The sequence below is a fragment of the Verrucosispora sp. SN26_14.1 genome, assembly GCF_004307965.1.
GTDB lineage: Bacteria > Actinomycetota > Actinomycetes > Mycobacteriales > Micromonosporaceae > Micromonospora.
In genome coordinates, this window is record NZ_SISL01000097.1 from 1 (window position 1) to 16393 (window position 16393).

Annotated in this window: 15 protein-coding genes and 1 pseudogene; 8 read left to right on the plus strand and 8 right to left on the minus strand. The window is 70.6% G+C overall.

Going from position 1 to position 16393, the window contains the following annotated elements:
- A pseudogene (locus tag EYA84_RS11875) lies at window positions 1-248 on the plus strand (hypothetical protein); the annotation flags it as partial.
- A gap of 58 nt (window positions 249-306) precedes the next feature.
- On the opposite strand, the gene EYA84_RS11880 reads toward EYA84_RS11875, so the two are convergent.
- Window positions 307-750 carry a MarR family winged helix-turn-helix transcriptional regulator gene (locus tag EYA84_RS11880; protein WP_131053096.1) on the minus strand — a complete coding sequence of 148 codons (444 nt, stop codon included), beginning with the start codon at window positions 748-750 and terminating at the stop codon, window positions 307-309.
- Between the two features lie 77 nt (window positions 751-827).
- Here EYA84_RS11880 and EYA84_RS11885 point away from each other — a divergent pair, with 77 nt between their 5' ends.
- Window positions 828-2066 carry a multidrug effflux MFS transporter gene (locus EYA84_RS11885; protein WP_131053097.1) on the plus strand — a complete coding sequence of 413 codons (1239 nt, stop codon included), beginning with the start codon at window positions 828-830 and terminating at the stop codon, window positions 2064-2066.
- Window positions 2067-2620: 554 nt separating this feature from the next.
- On the plus strand, window positions 2621-3517 hold the full coding sequence (locus EYA84_RS11890; protein WP_161594954.1) for a cyclopropane-fatty-acyl-phospholipid synthase family protein: 897 nt from the start codon (window positions 2621-2623) through the stop codon (window positions 3515-3517).
- Here the strand turns inward: EYA84_RS11890 and EYA84_RS11895 are convergent.
- Both EYA84_RS11895 and EYA84_RS11900 read right to left on the minus strand, forming a co-directional pair.
- Window positions 3486-3923 (minus strand): VOC family protein, encoded by a 438-nt coding sequence (locus EYA84_RS11895; RefSeq protein WP_131053099.1) that lies wholly within the window; start codon window positions 3921-3923, stop codon window positions 3486-3488. The genes EYA84_RS11890 and EYA84_RS11895 overlap by 32 nt on opposite strands.
- 110 nt (window positions 3924-4033) lie before the next feature.
- A complete protein-coding gene (locus EYA84_RS11900) occupies window positions 4034-6241 on the minus strand; it encodes a choice-of-anchor J domain-containing protein (RefSeq protein ID WP_236145719.1) in 2208 nt (735 codons plus the stop codon).
- A 204-nt stretch (window positions 6242-6445) separates the two neighbouring features.
- Here EYA84_RS11900 and yidD point away from each other — a divergent pair, with 204 nt between their 5' ends.
- The gene (gene yidD, locus EYA84_RS11905) at window positions 6446-6859 is read left to right on the plus strand and encodes a membrane protein insertion efficiency factor YidD (RefSeq protein WP_131053100.1); all 414 of its coding nucleotides are present in this window, start codon (window positions 6446-6448) and stop codon (window positions 6857-6859) included.
- Here the strand turns inward: yidD and EYA84_RS11910 are convergent.
- The 3 genes from EYA84_RS11910 to EYA84_RS11920 all read right to left on the minus strand — a co-directional run bounded on the left by EYA84_RS11910 (window position 6843) and on the right by EYA84_RS11920 (window position 10810).
- The gene (locus EYA84_RS11910; RefSeq protein WP_201272372.1) at window positions 6843-7343 is read right to left on the minus strand and encodes a hypothetical protein; all 501 of its coding nucleotides are present in this window, start codon (window positions 7341-7343) and stop codon (window positions 6843-6845) included. The genes yidD and EYA84_RS11910 overlap by 17 nt on opposite strands.
- The gene (locus EYA84_RS11915) at window positions 7333-7524 is read right to left on the minus strand and encodes a helix-turn-helix transcriptional regulator (RefSeq protein ID WP_131053101.1); all 192 of its coding nucleotides are present in this window, start codon (window positions 7522-7524) and stop codon (window positions 7333-7335) included. The genes EYA84_RS11910 and EYA84_RS11915 overlap by 11 nt, the downstream gene beginning before the upstream one ends.
- 217 nt (window positions 7525-7741) lie before the next feature.
- Complete coding sequence (locus tag EYA84_RS11920) at window positions 7742-10810, minus strand: DUF3427 domain-containing protein (protein WP_131053102.1); 3069 nt, start codon at window positions 10808-10810, stop codon at window positions 7742-7744.
- A 128-nt stretch (window positions 10811-10938) separates the two neighbouring features.
- Between EYA84_RS11920 and EYA84_RS11925 the strand changes: the two genes are divergently transcribed.
- From EYA84_RS11925 to EYA84_RS11935, 3 genes are all read left to right on the plus strand, one after another.
- Window positions 10939-11169 (plus strand): hypothetical protein, encoded by a 231-nt coding sequence (locus EYA84_RS11925; protein WP_131053103.1) that lies wholly within the window; start codon window positions 10939-10941, stop codon window positions 11167-11169.
- Window positions 11166-12302 carry an oxidoreductase gene (locus EYA84_RS11930; RefSeq protein ID WP_236145720.1) on the plus strand — a complete coding sequence of 379 codons (1137 nt, stop codon included), beginning with the start codon at window positions 11166-11168 and terminating at the stop codon, window positions 12300-12302. Before EYA84_RS11925 ends, EYA84_RS11930 begins: the two co-directional genes overlap by 4 nt.
- A gap of 253 nt (window positions 12303-12555) precedes the next feature.
- Entirely contained in the window at window positions 12556-12924 is a 369-nt protein-coding gene (locus tag EYA84_RS11935) for a globin (RefSeq protein ID WP_236145721.1), read from the plus strand.
- A gap of 45 nt (window positions 12925-12969) precedes the next feature.
- Here the strand turns inward: EYA84_RS11935 and EYA84_RS11940 are convergent, their stop codons facing one another.
- Complete coding sequence (locus EYA84_RS11940) at window positions 12970-13989, minus strand: hypothetical protein (RefSeq protein WP_131053105.1); 1020 nt, start codon at window positions 13987-13989, stop codon at window positions 12970-12972.
- Window positions 13986-14336, minus strand: coding sequence for a PadR family transcriptional regulator (locus EYA84_RS11945; RefSeq protein WP_162854355.1), 351 nt, complete (start codon window positions 14334-14336; stop codon window positions 13986-13988). Before EYA84_RS11945 ends, EYA84_RS11940 begins: the two co-directional genes overlap by 4 nt.
- Before the next feature lie 279 nt (window positions 14337-14615).
- Between EYA84_RS11945 and EYA84_RS11950 the strand changes: the two genes are divergently transcribed.
- Entirely contained in the window at window positions 14616-16226 is a 1611-nt protein-coding gene (locus EYA84_RS11950) for a DHA2 family efflux MFS transporter permease subunit (RefSeq protein ID WP_131053106.1), read from the plus strand.
- Window positions 16227-16393: the final 167 nt, after the last annotated feature.

Consider the following 16393-nt stretch of genomic DNA (forward strand, 5'->3'; position numbering starts at 1 on the left):
GGCGGGACGCGCCGACACCGGAGCGGCGGTGCGGCGCCCCGGTCAACCCGATGGGGTACGACTTCTGCGGCGGCGAGCGGATCCGTGAGCCGGCCCGTGACGTGTGCGAGCACTTCGACTGCGTACCCGGGTTCTGGAACGGTCGGGGTTACCTGGTGCAGTGCGAGGACGGCAAGGTCAGCCTGGCCGGCGGGAGCCCGCGCGCGTGCGGCACGCACGGCGGTGTCCGCCGCACCGTCTGGGGATGAGACCTCCGGCGGGACGTGGGCGCGGGTCCGCCCACGACTCGCCGGTCTCCCCGGCGGCTCAGCGCTGCTCGGCGGCGAGGTCGGCCAGACGGGACAGGGCCGGCGCGGCGGCGAGCAGTCGTTCCCGTTCGGCGGTGTCGAGCCCGGAGAGCGCGGCGGCGAGCAGGTCACGCCGGTGCTGCTCGTGGACGGCGATCCGTTCCCGCGCCGTGGCGGTCAACGTCAGCCGGACGCTCCGCCGGTCGACCGGATCCCGGTCGCGGCTCAGCAGGCCGGCGGTGGTCAACTCGCCGACCAGGGTGCTCACCGTGTTCGGAGCGGTGCCGAGCCGCTGGGCGGCCTCCCGGACGCTGACCCCCGGCTGTCGCTGCACCAGGCGCAGCACCTCCACCTGCGCGTCCGGCAGGGCGACGCGGCCGGTCCGTTGGGCGGCCGTCCGGCGCAGCACCCGTTGCAGGTCGCCCAGAGCGCCGCTGAGCTGCCCGAGCGTCTCTTCCGTCACAGAACGGCCCTCTCCACGGCAATAACTCTGTAAGCAGAGCTATCGTAGCCCGGCGAACCGACGCCGAGGGGGCCACGATGCCGCAGACCGCCGCCGCGCCGACAGTCGGGCAGCCGGAACGGGCCGTCGCACCCACTGGCCGGGCCGCCATCGGTCTGCTGGTGCTGCTCGGCGCGCTCACCGCGATCGGGCCCCTGTCGCTGGACACCTACCTGCCGGCGTTCCCGGAGATGGCCCGTGACCTGTCCGCCAGCCAGGCGCAGATCCAGCTCTCGCTGACCACCTGCCTGGTCGGTATGGCCATCGGGCAACTCGTCACCGGCCCGCTCAGTGACCGCTGGGGGCGCCGCCTGCCGGTGCTGATCGGGGTCGGCGCGTACGTCCTGATGTCGTTGGCCTGCGCTTTCGCGCCGTCGGCGGAGACTCTCGCCGCGCTCCGCTTCGCCCAGGGCTTCGCCGGAGGCATGGGCACCGTCGTCGCCCGCGCCGTCGTCCGCGACCTCTACAGCGGACGCGCCGCCGCGAAGTACTTCTCCCGACTCGTCCTGATCTTCGGCATCGCCCCGATGGCCGCGCCCGCGCTCGGCAGCCTGGTGCTGGGCTTCGGCGGCTGGGAGACCATCTTCCTGGCCCTGGCCCTGGTCGGCGTGCTGCTCGTCGCCGCCGTCGCGTGGCGGCTGCCGGAGACGCTGCCCGTCGCACGCCGGAACACCGGCGGCCTGTCCGCGACCGCCGCCGCCGGGCGCGCGGTGCTCGCCGACCGCGTCTTCCTCGGGTACGCGTTGACCCAGGGCCTCGCCTTCGCCGGTCTGTTCGCCTACCTCTCCGGCTCCTCGTTCGTCCTCCAGGACGTCTTCGGCCTCTCCGCCGGTGCGTTCAGCCTGCTCTTCGGCGTCAACGCCGTGGCCTTCGTCGCCGTCGGTCAAGTCAACGCCCGGCTGCTGGACCGCCACGACCCCCGACCGCTGCTGATCTGGGGTCTGGGCCTCGGCCTGTTCTCCGCGCTCGGCCTGCTCGTCGGGGCCCTGCTCGGGTCCCTGCCGCTGGTCGTCGTCGCCCTCTTCCTCTTCCTCGGCTCGTTGGGCACGGTGATGCCCAACGGCACCGCCCTCGCCCTCGAACGCCACTCCTCGCACGCCGGTACGGCCGCCGCCCTGCTCGGCAGCCTCCAGGCGGTGATCGCGGCCGGTGCCGCGCCGCTGGTCGGGCTCGGCGGCGAGGGCAGCGCGGTGCCGATGGCCGTGGTGGTCACCGGCGCGGCGGCCGGCTCGCTGCTGGTCGTGCTCACCCTGGCCCGTCCCCGCCGCCCTTCCTGACCCGCCGGTCCCGCCGCCCCACCGGTCCCGTCGATCATGGAGTTGTGGTGTCACGAAACGCTCTGACAAGGGTCGATCCGCTGACCACAAGCCCATGATCGGAGAGCGGATTCGGAAAGGCGAAGCAAAGGCAGGATTTGCCGCTATATTCATTTGCTTGACCGGTTGAGACGCCCCGGTTACAGTGACGTTACTGAACGTTGTTTCCCCTTCCTCTTTCGTCGGCCGGAGTCGCACTTCGACTCCCGCCGGAAAGGGGATGACGCGTCCTCGCCGCGCTGGCGGCGATCCGGGCGCGAGGTGCCGCTCACCCGTTGTTGCCGCAGGTGAGTCCGCATGTCCAGCCACCGGCTCCGGCTCGGGGCGGAGCGAACGGTGCGGTGATCCCGCCACTCGCGACGTCAATCAGGAATCGGACAGTGGTGAATTCCGGTACGTCTGCAACGGTTCGGAATCTGCATTTCCCACGAGTCGGTGATCGCGAATTCGCGGGGCAATTCTGCCTGCGTCTGTCCGACCCGGCACTCCTCGACGAGCAGGAAGCGGTGACAGCGGTGCACACTGACCTCGAAGGGCCGACACCGAAATCCGTCGGAGCCTTCTACGACCAGGTGAACTCGATCGTCGCCCGGGTCCAGGGCGGCTCCATGCACCACGGCTACTGGACCGGGCCCGACGACGACAGCGACTTCGCCACGGCCAGCGTCCGGTTGACCGACATGATGATCGAACGGGTCGCCGCCCGGCCGGGCGCACGGGTGCTGGACGCCGGCTGCGGGCTGGGCCGCCCCGGCGTACGGCTGGCCAAGATCGCCGGTGCCCGGCTCGTCGGGGTCTCGGTCAGCGAACAGGACGTACGCCTGGCCAACGACCTGGCCCACGCCGAGTCGGTGGCCGACCGGGTGCGCTTCGAGCAGGCCGACATGGCCGAGTTGCCCTTCCCCGACGACTCCTTCGACCACGCGATGGCCTTCGAGTCGATCATGCACGTGCCCGACCGGATGCGGGCACTGCGGGAGATCGCCCGAGTGGTCCGCCCCGGCGGGCGCATCGTGCTGACCGACTTCACGGTCCAGGCGCACGGGCGCGACGACGACACCCTGGTCAAGGTGTACGACTCCTGGCGGGTCGCCGCGACGCCGATCGGCGCGGAGGACTACCCGGAGATCGCCGCCCGGGCCGGCATCGTGCTCGACGAGGTCACCGACATCACCGACCACGTGAAGTACAGCAGCATGTGGACCTACCTCGAACTGCGGCGGTACGCCCGGGACAATCCGGTGCCGGCGGAGGTGGATCAGATCCTCGACGTCTTCGCACCGACGCTCAAGGGCACCGCGGACCGGCCGCCGCTCACCGACACCGAGCTCGAACACGGGTGGCGCCAGATGCTGACCGAGGAACAGACGCAGGGCATGGTCATCGTGGTGGCCCGAAGTCCGGCACCCTGATCGTGCCGTCCTCGGCGATCGGGAAGCCCGGGTTCCAGGCGATCTCCCAGAGGTGGCCGTCCGGGTCGGCGAAGTAGCCGGCGTACCCGCCGTAGGACGTCTCGCGGGCCGGCCGGGTGACGACCGCGCCCGCCTCGGCGGCGACGGCCAGCACCCGGTCCACCTCGTCGCGTTCGCGTACGTTGTGCGCCAACCCGATCCCGCCGAATCCGTCGGCGGCCCGCGCGTCGACACCGGCGTCCTCGGCCAGCGACTCGCGGGCCCAGAGCACCACGGCGATCCCGCCGGCCTGGATGAACACCGTCCGCTCCACCTCCTGACCCCGCCAGCCGAGCCGTTCGTAGAAGGCCCGGGATCGGGCCAGGTCGGTGACGCCGAGGGTGATCAGGCTGAGGCGCTGTTCCATCCGGGCAATCTAACCCGGCACGGGTCGCCTCGCCGCCTGCCGAAGGACCCACGGAACGCAGAACTCCCGGTGCCGCGACCACGGCACCGGGAGTCCTCCTCAACGGCCGGTCAGCTCAGCGGGGCTCCGCCGGGCTGCACGACCTTGTTCACCGTCAACTGGTACGGCGCGTACTGCGTGACCTGCTCGGTCGGCTCGTCGTAGGCGACGATCGCGACCACCGTGGGGAAAGCGGCCAGCAGCGCCGTCTGCACCACCCCGAGCGTGAAGGTGGTCTTGCCGTCGACCTCGAACTGCACGGCCGTCCGGAGCTTCTCGTCGTAGCCGACGAAGCGGACGTTCCAGTTGGCCACCGGCGTCGGGTAGACCTGTGACGGCGAGTCGAACGCGTCCAGGTTCGACCCGTCGCTGACCAGCGTGCCGCCGACCGTGATGTCGTCGATCAGCAGGCCACCCTCGTTGACCCCACCGTCGCTGACGTAGCGGAAGCTCAGCAGGACGTCCTGCCCCGCGTACGCCGACAGGTCGAACGAGTGCGGCTCGAAGCCGTTCGTGGTGCCGTTCAGCGACGGCCCGAGCGGCCCGGCGACGGTCTTGTCGCCCTCGATCGCGGTGTAACTCCTGCCACCGTCGGTCGAGACGCTGACGTAGCCGTAGTCGTAGCCGGTCTCCGCGCCGTACTTGGCGAGGAAGGTCAGCGTCGGGTTGCCGGCCGGCACGCTCACCGGCGTCACGGCGGCGGCGTCGGTGCTGTTGCCGTTGCCGGACCAGATCACCGGGTTGCCCGGACGGTCCGGGTCGTCGGTCACCGTCGTCCAGGCCAGCGGCACCGACGGCAGGGTCTTGGCACCCTTGAAGCTGATCGACCGCAGGTCGCCCCGGCCCAACGGCTTGCCGTTCGCCTTGCGCAGCTGGACGTAGTCGGCACCGTTCGGCGCCGCACCCGGCGTCGCGTGCGTGGCCGGGTTGGCCAGGTTCACCGTGGCGTTCAGGCTGGCCGTGGTGACCTTGCGCTTGTCGCGGCCGAGCATCACACCCAACTTCGAGTTGCCGACGATCCGGTCCACCAGGTTCATCGTCTGGTAGTCGTGGATCACGCCGTGGAGGTCGTTCACCCCCTCGGCGGCGAGCGCCGCCTTGATGCTGGCCAGACCCTGCGACTCGCCGTCGCGGTGCAGCCGGGAGATGAAGTCCAGGCCGTACCGGTCGTAGAGGAACAACATCAACGAGTACGCGTTGCCGTAGTCGGCGAGTACCGCGTTCGGGTTGCCGCCCTCGTCCCACAGGTTCAGTGAGTTCTCCGGCCCGCCGCAGTCCCGTGGATTCGTGTTGTAGGCCGTCTGGACCGTGCCGAAGCCCTGGAAGCAGTAGATGTGGCTGTCCGCGCCCGGCTGGTCGACCCGGGCCGAGGCGTCGGCATAGCCGCCGAGCGTCTGGGCGAAGTCGGAGAGCCCCTCGTTGATCAGGATGCTCTCGAACGGGTCGGTGTAGTAGTGCGCCAGGTGCTGCCACTCGTGGATGAACGTCGACTCGTACAGGTTGGGACGCGCCGGTCGGCTGGTGCACAGATCGTCGGTCGGCTCGTTCGCCGGGCTGACGCCCGTCCGGTGCGCCCAGTCGAACGCGTCGATCGTCATGATGTTGCGGTCGAGCAGCTCGTTGAAGAGCGAGAAGAAGAACCCGGCAATGTACGTCGGCGCGGCCGGGAAGTCGTAGAAGTTGTCGTCCCGGACGTTGTCGACGAGCGTCACCGTACGGTTGCCGGCACCGCTGTAGTCGCCGTCGATCTGCGCGTTGCTGCCGTCGCGCTCCGGCGGCGTGCTGAACGCGGCCGTCGACTTCGGATACATGTTGTTGTCGAACTCGTCGACCAGGCGCGTCACCTGCGCGTCGGTGACCACCGTCGAGTTCGCGATCTGCCGGCGGCAGTCACCCACGGGGAACTCGGTGTCGTTGGCGACCCAGACCTCGATGTTGTCGCCCACACCCCGCAGCGTGTAGTCCTTGAGGTAGATCACGCCCTGGTAGTCGTCGAGCGCGAGCCACTGCCGCACCGTGCCCACCGCCGGCGTCTCGGCGGCCTGCGCCGACCTGCGCTGCGCCTGCGGCTGGTACTGCCGGGGCACCTCGACGGGCTTGCCGTTGAAGGTGAAGTCCTTCCTGGTGAGGTCGCGGACGTCACTCGCTATCCCGGTTGCCGGTGCCGGGGCGGACTCGGCCGCCACGGTGCTCGGACTGGCCGCCGCCGACTGGGCGACGACGAAGAACGGTAGGACGATGGCGCAGGCTGCTATCCCCGCAAAGCGGCGTCGAGCCACAGAACCTCCTCATAGCCGACAGACCCACTCAACCCCGCGTGACCAGGGGTGATGGATCTACGCACGCTGATCGAGCGCCCTCGTATCCTTTGCACAAGTGCATCGATCAATCAAGCCTTGACGCGACATACGTCTGTGGATCGCTGCCCGTACCCCTCGAATCCCGGACGTGGCCGGGTGGCGCGGCGGGATCATGATGTCGCCATGACGAAGATCGCCGGGCGCCGGCAGAAGAAGGGAAACACCTGCAGCGACCCGGGGTGCGGTGCCCTGTCCGCCTGCGACTGTTCCCTGTTCTCGATACTGTTGACGGTCGGCGCGGCAGTCGCGCGGGTGATCCCGGCACCGGTGGCCGACGGCTCCGGACGGGCGGCCATCCTCGGCTACCGCCGCTGGCTGTCCCACCGCTGGCCGGGGAAGTGCCGCTTCACCCCCACCTGTAGCGCGTACGGCCTGGCGGCCGTCGAACGGTACGGCCTGGCGGTCGGTGGCCGGATGGCCGCGGACCGGCTGCGACGCTGCACCGCACACACTCCACCCGGTACCCACGACCCGGTGCCCGTCTCCCCGGGCGCTTCCCGGGCTGCCCGTTCCCGCCCGGTCAGTTCCGGCGGTTGATCACCACGAAGGCGACACCGCCGACGACGATCTCGGCGAAGAGCAGCAGCGCGAACACCATGCTCGGCTCGGCACCGAGAGCGACGGCGACGGCCGCCACCGACGTGAGCGGGAACGCGGCCAGGCCCAGCACGGCCAGAGCACGGGTCAGAACGGCGTCGTCGCGCTCGTCCCCGGTCTGCGACCAGGCCCGCTCGAACGTGGTGGCGCGGTCCGGCCGCTTGCTCAGCCGCCACAGCATCACCAGGAAGACGAGCAGGCCGACCGCCGCTCCCTGGAGGAACCCGACACCCATGTTGCCGGGCGCGTGCTCCCGCAGCAGCAAGCCCACGGCGACGACCAGCGCAGCGACTGCCAGCAGGATGACGGCGACCGAGAGTTTCCGCAGGGCACTGCGACCTCCGGTCGTGCGGTGGTCCTCGGTCGTGTGGTGGCCCTCGGTGGTGCGGTGGTCCTTTGGCGTGCCGCGGCCCTCAGTCGACATGGAAGATCTCCTCTACGGGGCGGTGGAAGTGACGGGCGATGGCGATCGCCAGGGGTAGGGACGGGTCGTAACGGCCCGTCTCGATCGAGTTGATCGTCTGTCGGGAGACGTTCAGGGCCTCGGCCATCTCCCGCTGGGACAGCCCGGCGGCCTGCCGAAGCTCACGGAGATCGTTCCGCAACCAGCACCTCCGATGTCAAGCAACCTTGTCACGTCAAGGATGCTTGACACTGCTGGCAGATGTCAAGCGTGCTTGTCTCCGGGGCGGCAAGCGTTGTGCGGTGGCGTGCGGCGGCCCAGCGGCGTGCGTCGGCCTGGCGTCGGCCCGGAGCGTGGCAGTGCAGCTGTTGCGGGCTCGGCGTGTCGAACAGCTGCACTGCCACGCTCTTGCCGATGGGTCAGGCGGCGATGGTGCGGGCGGCGGCGTACACGTCGGCGGGAAGCGGATGGTGGAGTTGCCACAGGATGCGCATCGGCCGGTCGCCGGTGTGCTGCTGGTAGGTCATCGGCCCGGCGTACAGGTAGGCAGGTGCACCCAGGTCGCGGTCCGGCACCCGGGTCTCCCGCACGAACAGGTGCACCGTGGAGCCGCGTGCGGCGTGGTGGAGGTAGCGCTGCCCGGTCGGTGAGGCGGACGAGGTGGTGCTCTGCGACTCCCACTGGAACAGCGACTCGGTGACGGCCCGGTCGGCGTACATGGTGGTGGGGGAGTAGTGCTGCGCCGACTTGATCAGTGTGACGAAGAAGAGGTCGGCCTGGGCGTCCGGAAGCCACTTCACGCCTTCGCGCAGCGAGCCCGGGTTCGGCATGCCGAAGGCGGCGCACGCCTCGTTGCGGCTGTATCGGGCGTGTACCCGCAGCGGCAGCCCGTCGACCGGCGCGGTGACCCGGTGGATGCGTTCGCGCAGGACCTCGGCGACCTGGCGTAGCTCGGCACAACGCGTCGGCTCGGACCAGAGGCGGGACAGCCGTTCCTCGCGCTCGGTCAGCGGGGCGTTCGGCCCCCAGAGGTCGAAGTGCAGCATGTCCCAGAGCCGTCCGGCCTCGGGCCGCTCACCGGCGGCCACCCGGGCCAACAGGTCGAGCCGGTCCGGGTCGTCCAGGTGCAGCATCCGCCCGATCGCCCGGCCCAGCTCGCGGTCGTCCGGTCCGCCCGGCGAGGTCTCCATCTCGGCGAGCCGCCGCAGCCCGGTCCACCCGCCGATGCTCGCCGACCGGTAGACGTCTTCGATCTCCACACCCGCCTCGTGCAGGAACTCGGCCAGGCGCACGTCCCCGAGCTGGCGCAACTCGGCCAGCAGGCCGGGTTTCGACGTGGGCAGTGCCGAGCGCAGGTTGCGCAGCACGATGTCCTTGGCCACCCGGTCGAGCTGGATGTGGCAGCCGCTCGGCAGAGACGGGAAGTCGTCGCGTACCGCTTCGGTGATGGCGCGGCGGCTGACCCCGGTCAGCGCCCGCCAGCGCAGGTCGAAGCGGAAGTTGGCGTGTTGCCCGCCGATGAAGTCGAGCACGGTCAGGCAGGGCTTGTCGTCGTCCAGCCGCAGCCCACGGCCGAGCTGCTGGAGGAAGATCGTGGCGCTCTCGGTGGGCCGCAGCATCAGGATCGTGTCGACCATCGGCAGGTCGACCCCCTCGTTGAAGAGGTCGACGGTGAACAGCACCCTGACCGCGCCATCCCGCAGGCTCTTGATCAGAGTCTGCCGCTCGGCGGGGCTGGTCCGGGAGGTCACCGCCGCCGACGGCACGCCGTGCCGAGTGCACCAGTCCGCCATGAACTCGGCGTGCCCGATGCTGACGCAGAACCCCAGCGCCCGCATCCGCGCGACGTCCACGGTGTCGCGTACCGCCCGCAACACCATCCGTGCCCGCGCGTGGTTGCCGGTGTAGACGCCGTCCAGCTCCGCCGGGTCGTACCCCTGCCCGCGCTTCCACCCCAACTGCGACAGGTCCACATCGTCGTGCAGGCCGAAATACTGGAACGGCGCCAGCAACTGCCGCTCCAGCGCCTCCCACAGATGCAGCTCCACGGCGGCGCGGCCATCGAACCACCGCCGCACGTCGCCGCCGTCACTGCGGTCGGGCGTCGCCGTCAATCCCAGGAGTACGCGCGGACGCAGCCGCTCCAACAACCGGGCGTACGTCGGCGCCTCCGCGTGATGGAACTCGTCGACGATCACCATGTCGTACGCCTCGGGGTCGATCTCCCGCCGGTGCAGCGACTGGATGGAGGCGAAGACGTACCGCCAGTTCTGCGGCTCCCGCCCCCCGGCGAGCGTCTCGCCGAAGCTTCCGTCCCCCATGACCTGCCGGAACGTCGCCACACTCTGTCGCAAGATCTGCTCCTGATGCGCGACGAAGAGCAGCGAGTCGACGGCCTTCTCCCGGTGCAACCGGCGGTAGTCGAGCGCCGCGACCACCGTCTTGCCCGTGCCGGTGGCCATCACCACCAGGTTCCGCCAGCGACCATGGACCTTGCGTTCGGCGTCGAGGTCGGCCAGGACCTCAGACTGGTACGGGTACGGCCGCACGTCCAGGTTGGCGATCTCGGTCGACGCCTCGTGGCGACGCTCCCCACGCAGCGCCGTGCGTAGCCGGTCGGCATCCTGGCCCGGGTCGTAGTCCTCGAACGCGGGATCGTGCCAGTAGTCCTCGAACGTCGCGGTGAACGTGTCGATGACGTACGGCTGCTCGACGTTCGAGATCCGGACGTTCCACTCCACGCCGTCCATCAGCGCGGTCCTCGACAGGTTCGAGGAGCCGACGTACGCGGTGGTCATGCCGTTGTGGCGGCGGAACAGCCACGCTTTGGCGTGCAGGCGGGTCGTCCGGGTCTCGTAGGACACCTTGATCTCGGCACCCAGCTCGGCGAGCCGGTCCAGGGCACGCTGGTCGGTCGCGCCGAGATACGTCGTGGTGATCACCCGCAGTCGACCGCCACGGCCGATCAGCTCACGGATCGCCCCCTGCACCTGGAGCAGACCGTGCCACTTGATGAACGCGCAGAGCAGGTCCACCTGCACTGCCGAGGCCATCTCGTGGGTGACCTCGTGGCCGATACGCGGCTGGTGCCGACCGTTGACCAGCAGCGCGCCGGTGGAGAGCGGAGTGGTGGGCCGCTGCGGAAAGGCGGGCGCGGCCGGCGGGGTCGGCGGCGCGGCGATGGCGTGCAGCAGATGCTTCGCGTCGGTGACCTGGTCATCGAGGGTGGCTGCCTGCGGGCTGAGGGTGGCGATGGCGTCCGCGATGCGGTTCGCCAACTCGACCTGCCGGTGGAGCTTGTCGTCACCACCGCCGACGGCGTGCAGGGCGCGGTGCGTCAGGGTGGCGATGTGGCGGGCCAGGGCATCCGGGGCGTCAGCCGGGTCGAGCTTCCCGTGCTGGATCAGTGCAGGATCGACGCGTCGGAGCCGGTCGGCGAGTTCACGGGTGACGACGTGCTCGTAGACACCCCGCTCAAGGTCAGTCACCCGGTGATCCTGCCAATTCTCGGGGCTGTTGTCTCTCGCTCTCCATCCGGTGTCTCTCGCTCTCCATCCGGGACGAAGAGCACCACTCGCACGTCGGGAAGCTCGGCAAAGGCTCGCTCGATGGCCGGGTGGACCTCGGCCCAGGCAAGTCCGCCGTGGCCGCAGCCCAGCGCGGGCACCGCGATCGAGGTGATCTGTCGTTCGCGTACCACCCGACCGAGGTCAGCGAGGCCCGCGTGGACGTCGGAGAGCTTAGAGGCGGCGCCGAGCGGGTCCGGCAGGCGTTGCGGCAGTGGCAGTCCCGGCAGACCGAGAACCGGCCGGCATGGCACTCACACCCGGTGGGGGAGCGCCGGTGACCGAGGCGGCGGCACGGGCGGCGGTCGCCCGGTGGCTGCGGCTGGTGCAGGCGGATACGGAGCTGTCCGCGTACCTCATCGGGGTCGATCTGGACCGGCTCGCCGCGCACCTGATCCGGCAGCTCGTGGGCGGCGGGCCGGTGTTGGAGGGGTGGCCGGGGCTGCCGGAGGCACCGCGGCGGCGGGTCGGTGACTACCTGGCGGGAGCGCTCGCGACCGGCGGCCCTGCGGTGATCGACGAGGTCGCCGCCGAGTTCCGGGCCAGTCTGGCGGGGCACTGCCCGCTACCGGCATCGGAGCTGGCTCTCGTCGTCGCCGCCCTGGCCCGGCTGGTCGGCGGCGGCGGCGGTGGCCGGGCCGAGCGGTGGGCGCTGCTGGCGGTACTCGGCCGGGTCCACCACCGGCATCGGCTTCGTCCCGAGCACGGTCCGCTGATCGGCGCCGCCCTGGCGACGGTGGCTCCGCGCCTCTGTCCGCCGCCGGTCGACGTCGGCTGGGAGCGCCGGTGGCGGCGGTCCTGGGCGCTCGTCGTGCGCGCCGCCGGGCGGATGGGCGACGGGTCGGCGTTCTGGTCGGCCGAGGTGACCGGCCGTGACCTGTCCGCCGAGGGCATCGCCATTCTGGCGGTACGCCCGTGGCACCCGCTGCCGTTCCGGCCCGGCCAGGCGGTGCCGCTCTGCCTGCCGCAACACCCGGGCCGGTGGCGCTGGTACTGCCCGGCCAACGCCCCACGCCCCGACGGCACCGTCGAGCTGCACGTCCGCGCGGTGGCCGCCGGCACCGGGCTGGCCCCGCTGCGCGCCCTGGTCGAGCAGGTCGCCGCTGCACCGGCCGGCCGGCGGGTGACCCTGATCGTCGGCGTACGTACCGTCGCCGACCTCTATGACGCGATTGCCTTGGACAAGCTCGACCAGGCGCACCCCTGGCTGACCGTCGTGCCGGTCTTCTCCCACGACCCGCTCGCGGTGCCGGAGGAGAACGGTGACGCCCTCACCGTGGCCTTGGGTCACCTCCGTTCCGATCAGGAGGTGTACGTCTGCGGGCCACCCGCGATGCTGGCCGGCTCCCGATTGCGGCTGCTCGCTGCGGCGGTGCCTGCTGAGCGGATCCACCTACCCGGTCTGGTCGGCTAGGACCTCGGGAGGTCGAATGTGGCTGCTGTCGAGCTGAGCCGCGTAGGGCCATCGATGCTTGTCAGCCAGCGGACAGGCGTTCAGCCCACTGCCCTGACGGGTGTCGCCTGTGCTGGTTCCGGCGATCCGTTGACGCCGTCAGCTCGACAGGGCTCGCATCCGACACGGCCGCACTGGGCCCGCACCGCATCCTGTGCCCGCCGCCTGGCCGGGGCACGACGGGTGAACTGATCAACCAGGACGGTCCGTACTGATGGTCATGCGGACGACGGAGTTGGTGGCCTGCACGCGCAATGCGATCGACTGGCTCGGGCCGGCCGGGGTACGTGGGGTGGTGCACCGCTGGATGCGTCTGGTGGCGGCCGACGCGGAACTGGCGCCGTACCTGCTGGGGATCGACCGGCGGCGGCTCGCCACCCATCTCGCGGCTCAGCTCACTCCGGCCCTGGGTGGTCCGGGTCGGGCGATCGGGTCGGTCGGCGGGGTGTGGCTGCGGCTGGGGTTGACCACGGAGCAGCACTGGCGGGTGCTCGACTACCTGGCGGCGGTGCTGTGGCGACTCGACCTGCCGACGGACGCGATCATCGGGGTGCAAAGCGTCGTGCGCGCGGAGCGCGGGTAGGGCGACGCCCTCTCGCCGCAGGTGACGAGAGGGCGTCGGGCCAGGTCAGCCGCGCTTGCGCAGGCGTAGGGCCAGCCGGACGGCGACACCGAGGCCGACCACGGCGCAGGGCAGGGCGACGCCGTACGCGGCCCAGAGGTGCCCCTCGTCGGTCCAGTTGAAGAAGGCGGCGATGCCGAGGTGGACGGCGACCAGGGTGGCGACCAGTTCCGCCCAGGTGGTGCGCCAGAAGGGTACGCGTCGCTGCGGCTCGTGCTCGGCGAGGTCGCGGGCGTACTCCTCGACCGGGCCGAACTCGACGGTCGGGGTGCCGCCGGTGGCGCTGAGGTGGTCGTGGGCCTCGCGGGCCAGGTCGGCGGCGCGGTCGGGCGGGAGGTCGTAGCGGCCGACCAGCAGGCCCGACAGGCGGCGGTACCAGGCGTCGGGGTCGTCGTCGGGTGCCGTGCGCGGGGTGGGCGGCACGTAGTCGACCGGCTGCTTCGGCGGGGCCGGCCGTCGGGTCATCAGCCAGAGCAGCAGCAGTGCGACCACGACGATGCCGAGCACCGGGATGCGGGCGGCCGGCTCCTCGGGCAGGAGTACGAAGCTCGTCGCGCCCAGCCCGACGAAGAGGCCGACCACCGCGAACGACCAGGTGGCCAGTTGTGGGCGCCCGGCGGCGCGCAGGGCGTTGGGGAGGGCGCAGGCGGTGAAGGCCAGGCAGACCATGATCAGACCGGCCAGCCTGGCGGGTGTGGTGGTGAAGGTGAGGGTGCGTTCCAGGATCGCGTAGAAGATCGTGGCGCTCAGGCCGAAGACGACCAAGGTGAAGACCGAGCCGGTCAGGTAGTCGGCCGAGAGCATGCCGTTGCGGTCCACCTTCTCCCGCAGGTGTGCCGGCTGTTCGGCCGCCGCGGTCAGGGCGAACTCCTCCGGGTCGCCGAAGGCGTCGTACGGGCTCTCGCCGCTGAGCTCGCAGTGGGTACGGACGTCCGCGATGATCGGGTTCGCCAGGTGGTAGCCGACGCCCTGGTCGCTGAGGGCCAGCCGGGTCGGCAACTCCCAACGCTCGAACGGCTCCGTCATCTCGTGTCCTCTCCGGTTGCGGTCAGGAGCCGGTCGAACGCCGACGTGAACTCGCCCCAGCGGGCGCGCTCCTCCGCCAGCCGTTGCCGGCCTGCCGTGGTGATCGAGTAGGCCTTGCGTCCGGGGCCGCGTTCGCCGGGCAGCCAGTCGGAGCGCACCGCCCCGTCGGCCTCCAGCCGGCCCAGCACCGGATAGAGCGCGCCACCGCGTACGGCGCCGAGGCCGTGGTCGGCCAGTCGCTGCGCCAGGGCGTAGCCGTGCCGTTCGCCCTCGGTGAGAACGGCCAGGATGGCCAGCCCCAGGCTCGCGCGGAGCCAACCTGTCGCCGGGTCGACCATGGCACTCATCGCTCGTAACACCGCCTTCCGACTAGTCGCTTCGGGAGGGTATTCCGTCTGCTCGACTAGTTTTATCTTAGAGTAGTCGGGTTCGGCAAGTAGTCGCGGGATCGGGTGGTGACGAGGAACACCGGTCTGCCGGCCGCTAAACGGGCGGCGGAGTGTCGGCGGCGGGAGCTAATGTGCGCTGCGGGCATCGCCCCCTCCGCACGTCGGGCCGGTCTTCCGCCGGCACCGCGTCGGCCACCACCGCTCGTCCTACGGTCAGATCCGACAACAGGAGACTTCGTGGCACAGCAATCTGTCGCGGCACCGCAACCTGTCCCGACATCGGACAAACTCGACGCTGCGGTGCTCAAGGTGGCCGGCGTCGTCGTGCTCGGTGCGATCATGTCGATCCTCGACGTGACGGTGGTCAGCGTCGCGCTGCCGACCTTCCAGAGTGAGTTCGACGCCTCGTACGCCCGCGTCGCGTGGACGATGACCGGCTACACGCTGGCGTTGGCCACGGTCATCCCGCTCAGCGGGTGGGCGGCCGACCGATTCGGCACCAAACGCCTCTACATGATCGCGTTGGCGCTGTTCACCATCGGGTCCGGCCTCTGCGCCACGGCCGACACCATCGGGCAGCTGATCGGGTACCGGGTGCTCCAGGGGCTCGGTGGCGGCATGCTCATGCCGATCGGCATGGCGATCATGACGCGGGCTGCCGGCCCGAATCGGATCGGCCGGTTGATGGCCGTGCTCGGCATCCCGATGCTGCTCGGCCCGATCAGCGGCCCGATCCTCGGCGGCTGGCTGATCGACGTGGCGAGCTGGCACTGGATCTTCCTGATCAACCTGCCGATCGGTGTGGTCGCGCTGATCTACGCCCAGATGGCGCTGCCGAAGGACGCCGCGCAGCCCTCGCAGTCGTTCGACTTCGTCGGCATGCTGATGCTCTCGCCGGGTCTGGCCCTGTTCCTCTACGGCGTCTCCACGCTGCCCGAGACCGGCACGTTCGCCGAGCCGGAGGTCTGGGGCCCGATGCTGGTCGGCGCCGTCCTGGTGGTGGCGTTCGTGTTCTACTCCTTCAAGCCCGAACACCCGCTGCTCGACCTGCGGCTGTTCCGCAACCGCCGGTTGACCGTCGCGGCGGTGACCATGTTCGTCTTCATCATCGCGTTCATGGGCGCCGGGCTGCTCTTCCCCAGCTACTTCCTCCAGGTGCGCGGCGAGTCGACGCTGCACGCCGGTCTCCTGATGGCGCCGCAGGGCCTCGGCGCCATGGTCACCATGCCCATCGCCGGCATGCTCGCCGACAAGGTGCCGGTCGGCCGGACGGTGCCGTTCGCGCTGGTGCTGATCCTCGCCGGGTTCTTCACCTTCACCCAGCTCGACGCGGACACCTCGTACGTGCTGCTCTGCGGCTCGCTGTTCGTGATGGGCCTGGGCATGGGCGGCACGATGATGCCGATCATGACCTCGGCGTTGAAGACGCTGACCGGGCACGAGGTCGCCCGAGGGTCGACGCTGGTGAACATCCTCCAGCAGATCGGCGGTTCGGTCGGCGCGGCGGTGATGTCGGTGATCCTCACCAACGAGTTCAACAAGTCCCAGCCGATCCCCGGCCTGACCGGCCCCAACGGCGAGCCGGTCACCGAGGCCGGGTTGGCCGTCGCCGCCCAGCAGCGGCCGGAACTCGCCGAACAATTGCCCGATCCGTCGATCATCGAGCGTGGTCTCGACTTCGCCGCCAACTCCTTCGCGACCACGTTCTGGGTCGCGTTCGCCCTGGTGGCGGCGACGTTCATCCCGGCCGCGTTCCTGCCCCGGCGGCGGGAACGGTCGCACCTGCTCGACGATCAGCCCGGTGAGCAGCCCGGCGAGGCGCCCCGCGCCCCGGTCATCGTGCACTGAACGCACCAGGTCACCGCTGACGATTCGAGACCACTGGCACGGCGTACGGCCACCCCGATTCGGGGTGGCCGTACCCGTGTCCGCGTCGCGCTGCGCCTGTGTCCGCGTCGCGCTGCGCCTGTGTCCGCGTCGCGCTGCGCCTGTGTCCGCGTCGCGCTGCGCCTGTG

What these genes read in the sequence shown, in the direction of transcription:
- EYA84_RS11885 (WP_131053097.1), top strand. Translation starts at nt 828, where the DNA reads ATGCCGCAGACCGCCGCCGCGCCGACAGTCGGGCAGCCGGAACGGGCC.
- EYA84_RS11895 (WP_131053099.1), bottom strand. Translation starts at nt 3,923, where the DNA reads ATGGAACAGCGCCTCAGCCTGATCACCCTCGGCGTCACCGACCTGGCC.
- yidD (WP_131053100.1), top strand. Translation starts at nt 6,446, where the DNA reads ATGACGAAGATCGCCGGGCGCCGGCAGAAGAAGGGAAACACCTGCAGC.
- EYA84_RS11910 (WP_201272372.1), bottom strand. Translation starts at nt 7,343, where the DNA reads ATGTCGACTGAGGGCCGCGGCACGCCAAAGGACCACCGCACCACCGAG.
- EYA84_RS11935 (WP_236145721.1), top strand. Translation starts at nt 12,556, where the DNA reads ATGGTCATGCGGACGACGGAGTTGGTGGCCTGCACGCGCAATGCGATC.
- EYA84_RS11940 (WP_131053105.1), bottom strand. Translation starts at nt 13,989, where the DNA reads ATGACGGAGCCGTTCGAGCGTTGGGAGTTGCCGACCCGGCTGGCCCTC.
- EYA84_RS11945 (WP_162854355.1), bottom strand. Translation starts at nt 14,336, where the DNA reads ATGAGTGCCATGGTCGACCCGGCGACAGGTTGGCTCCGCGCGAGCCTG.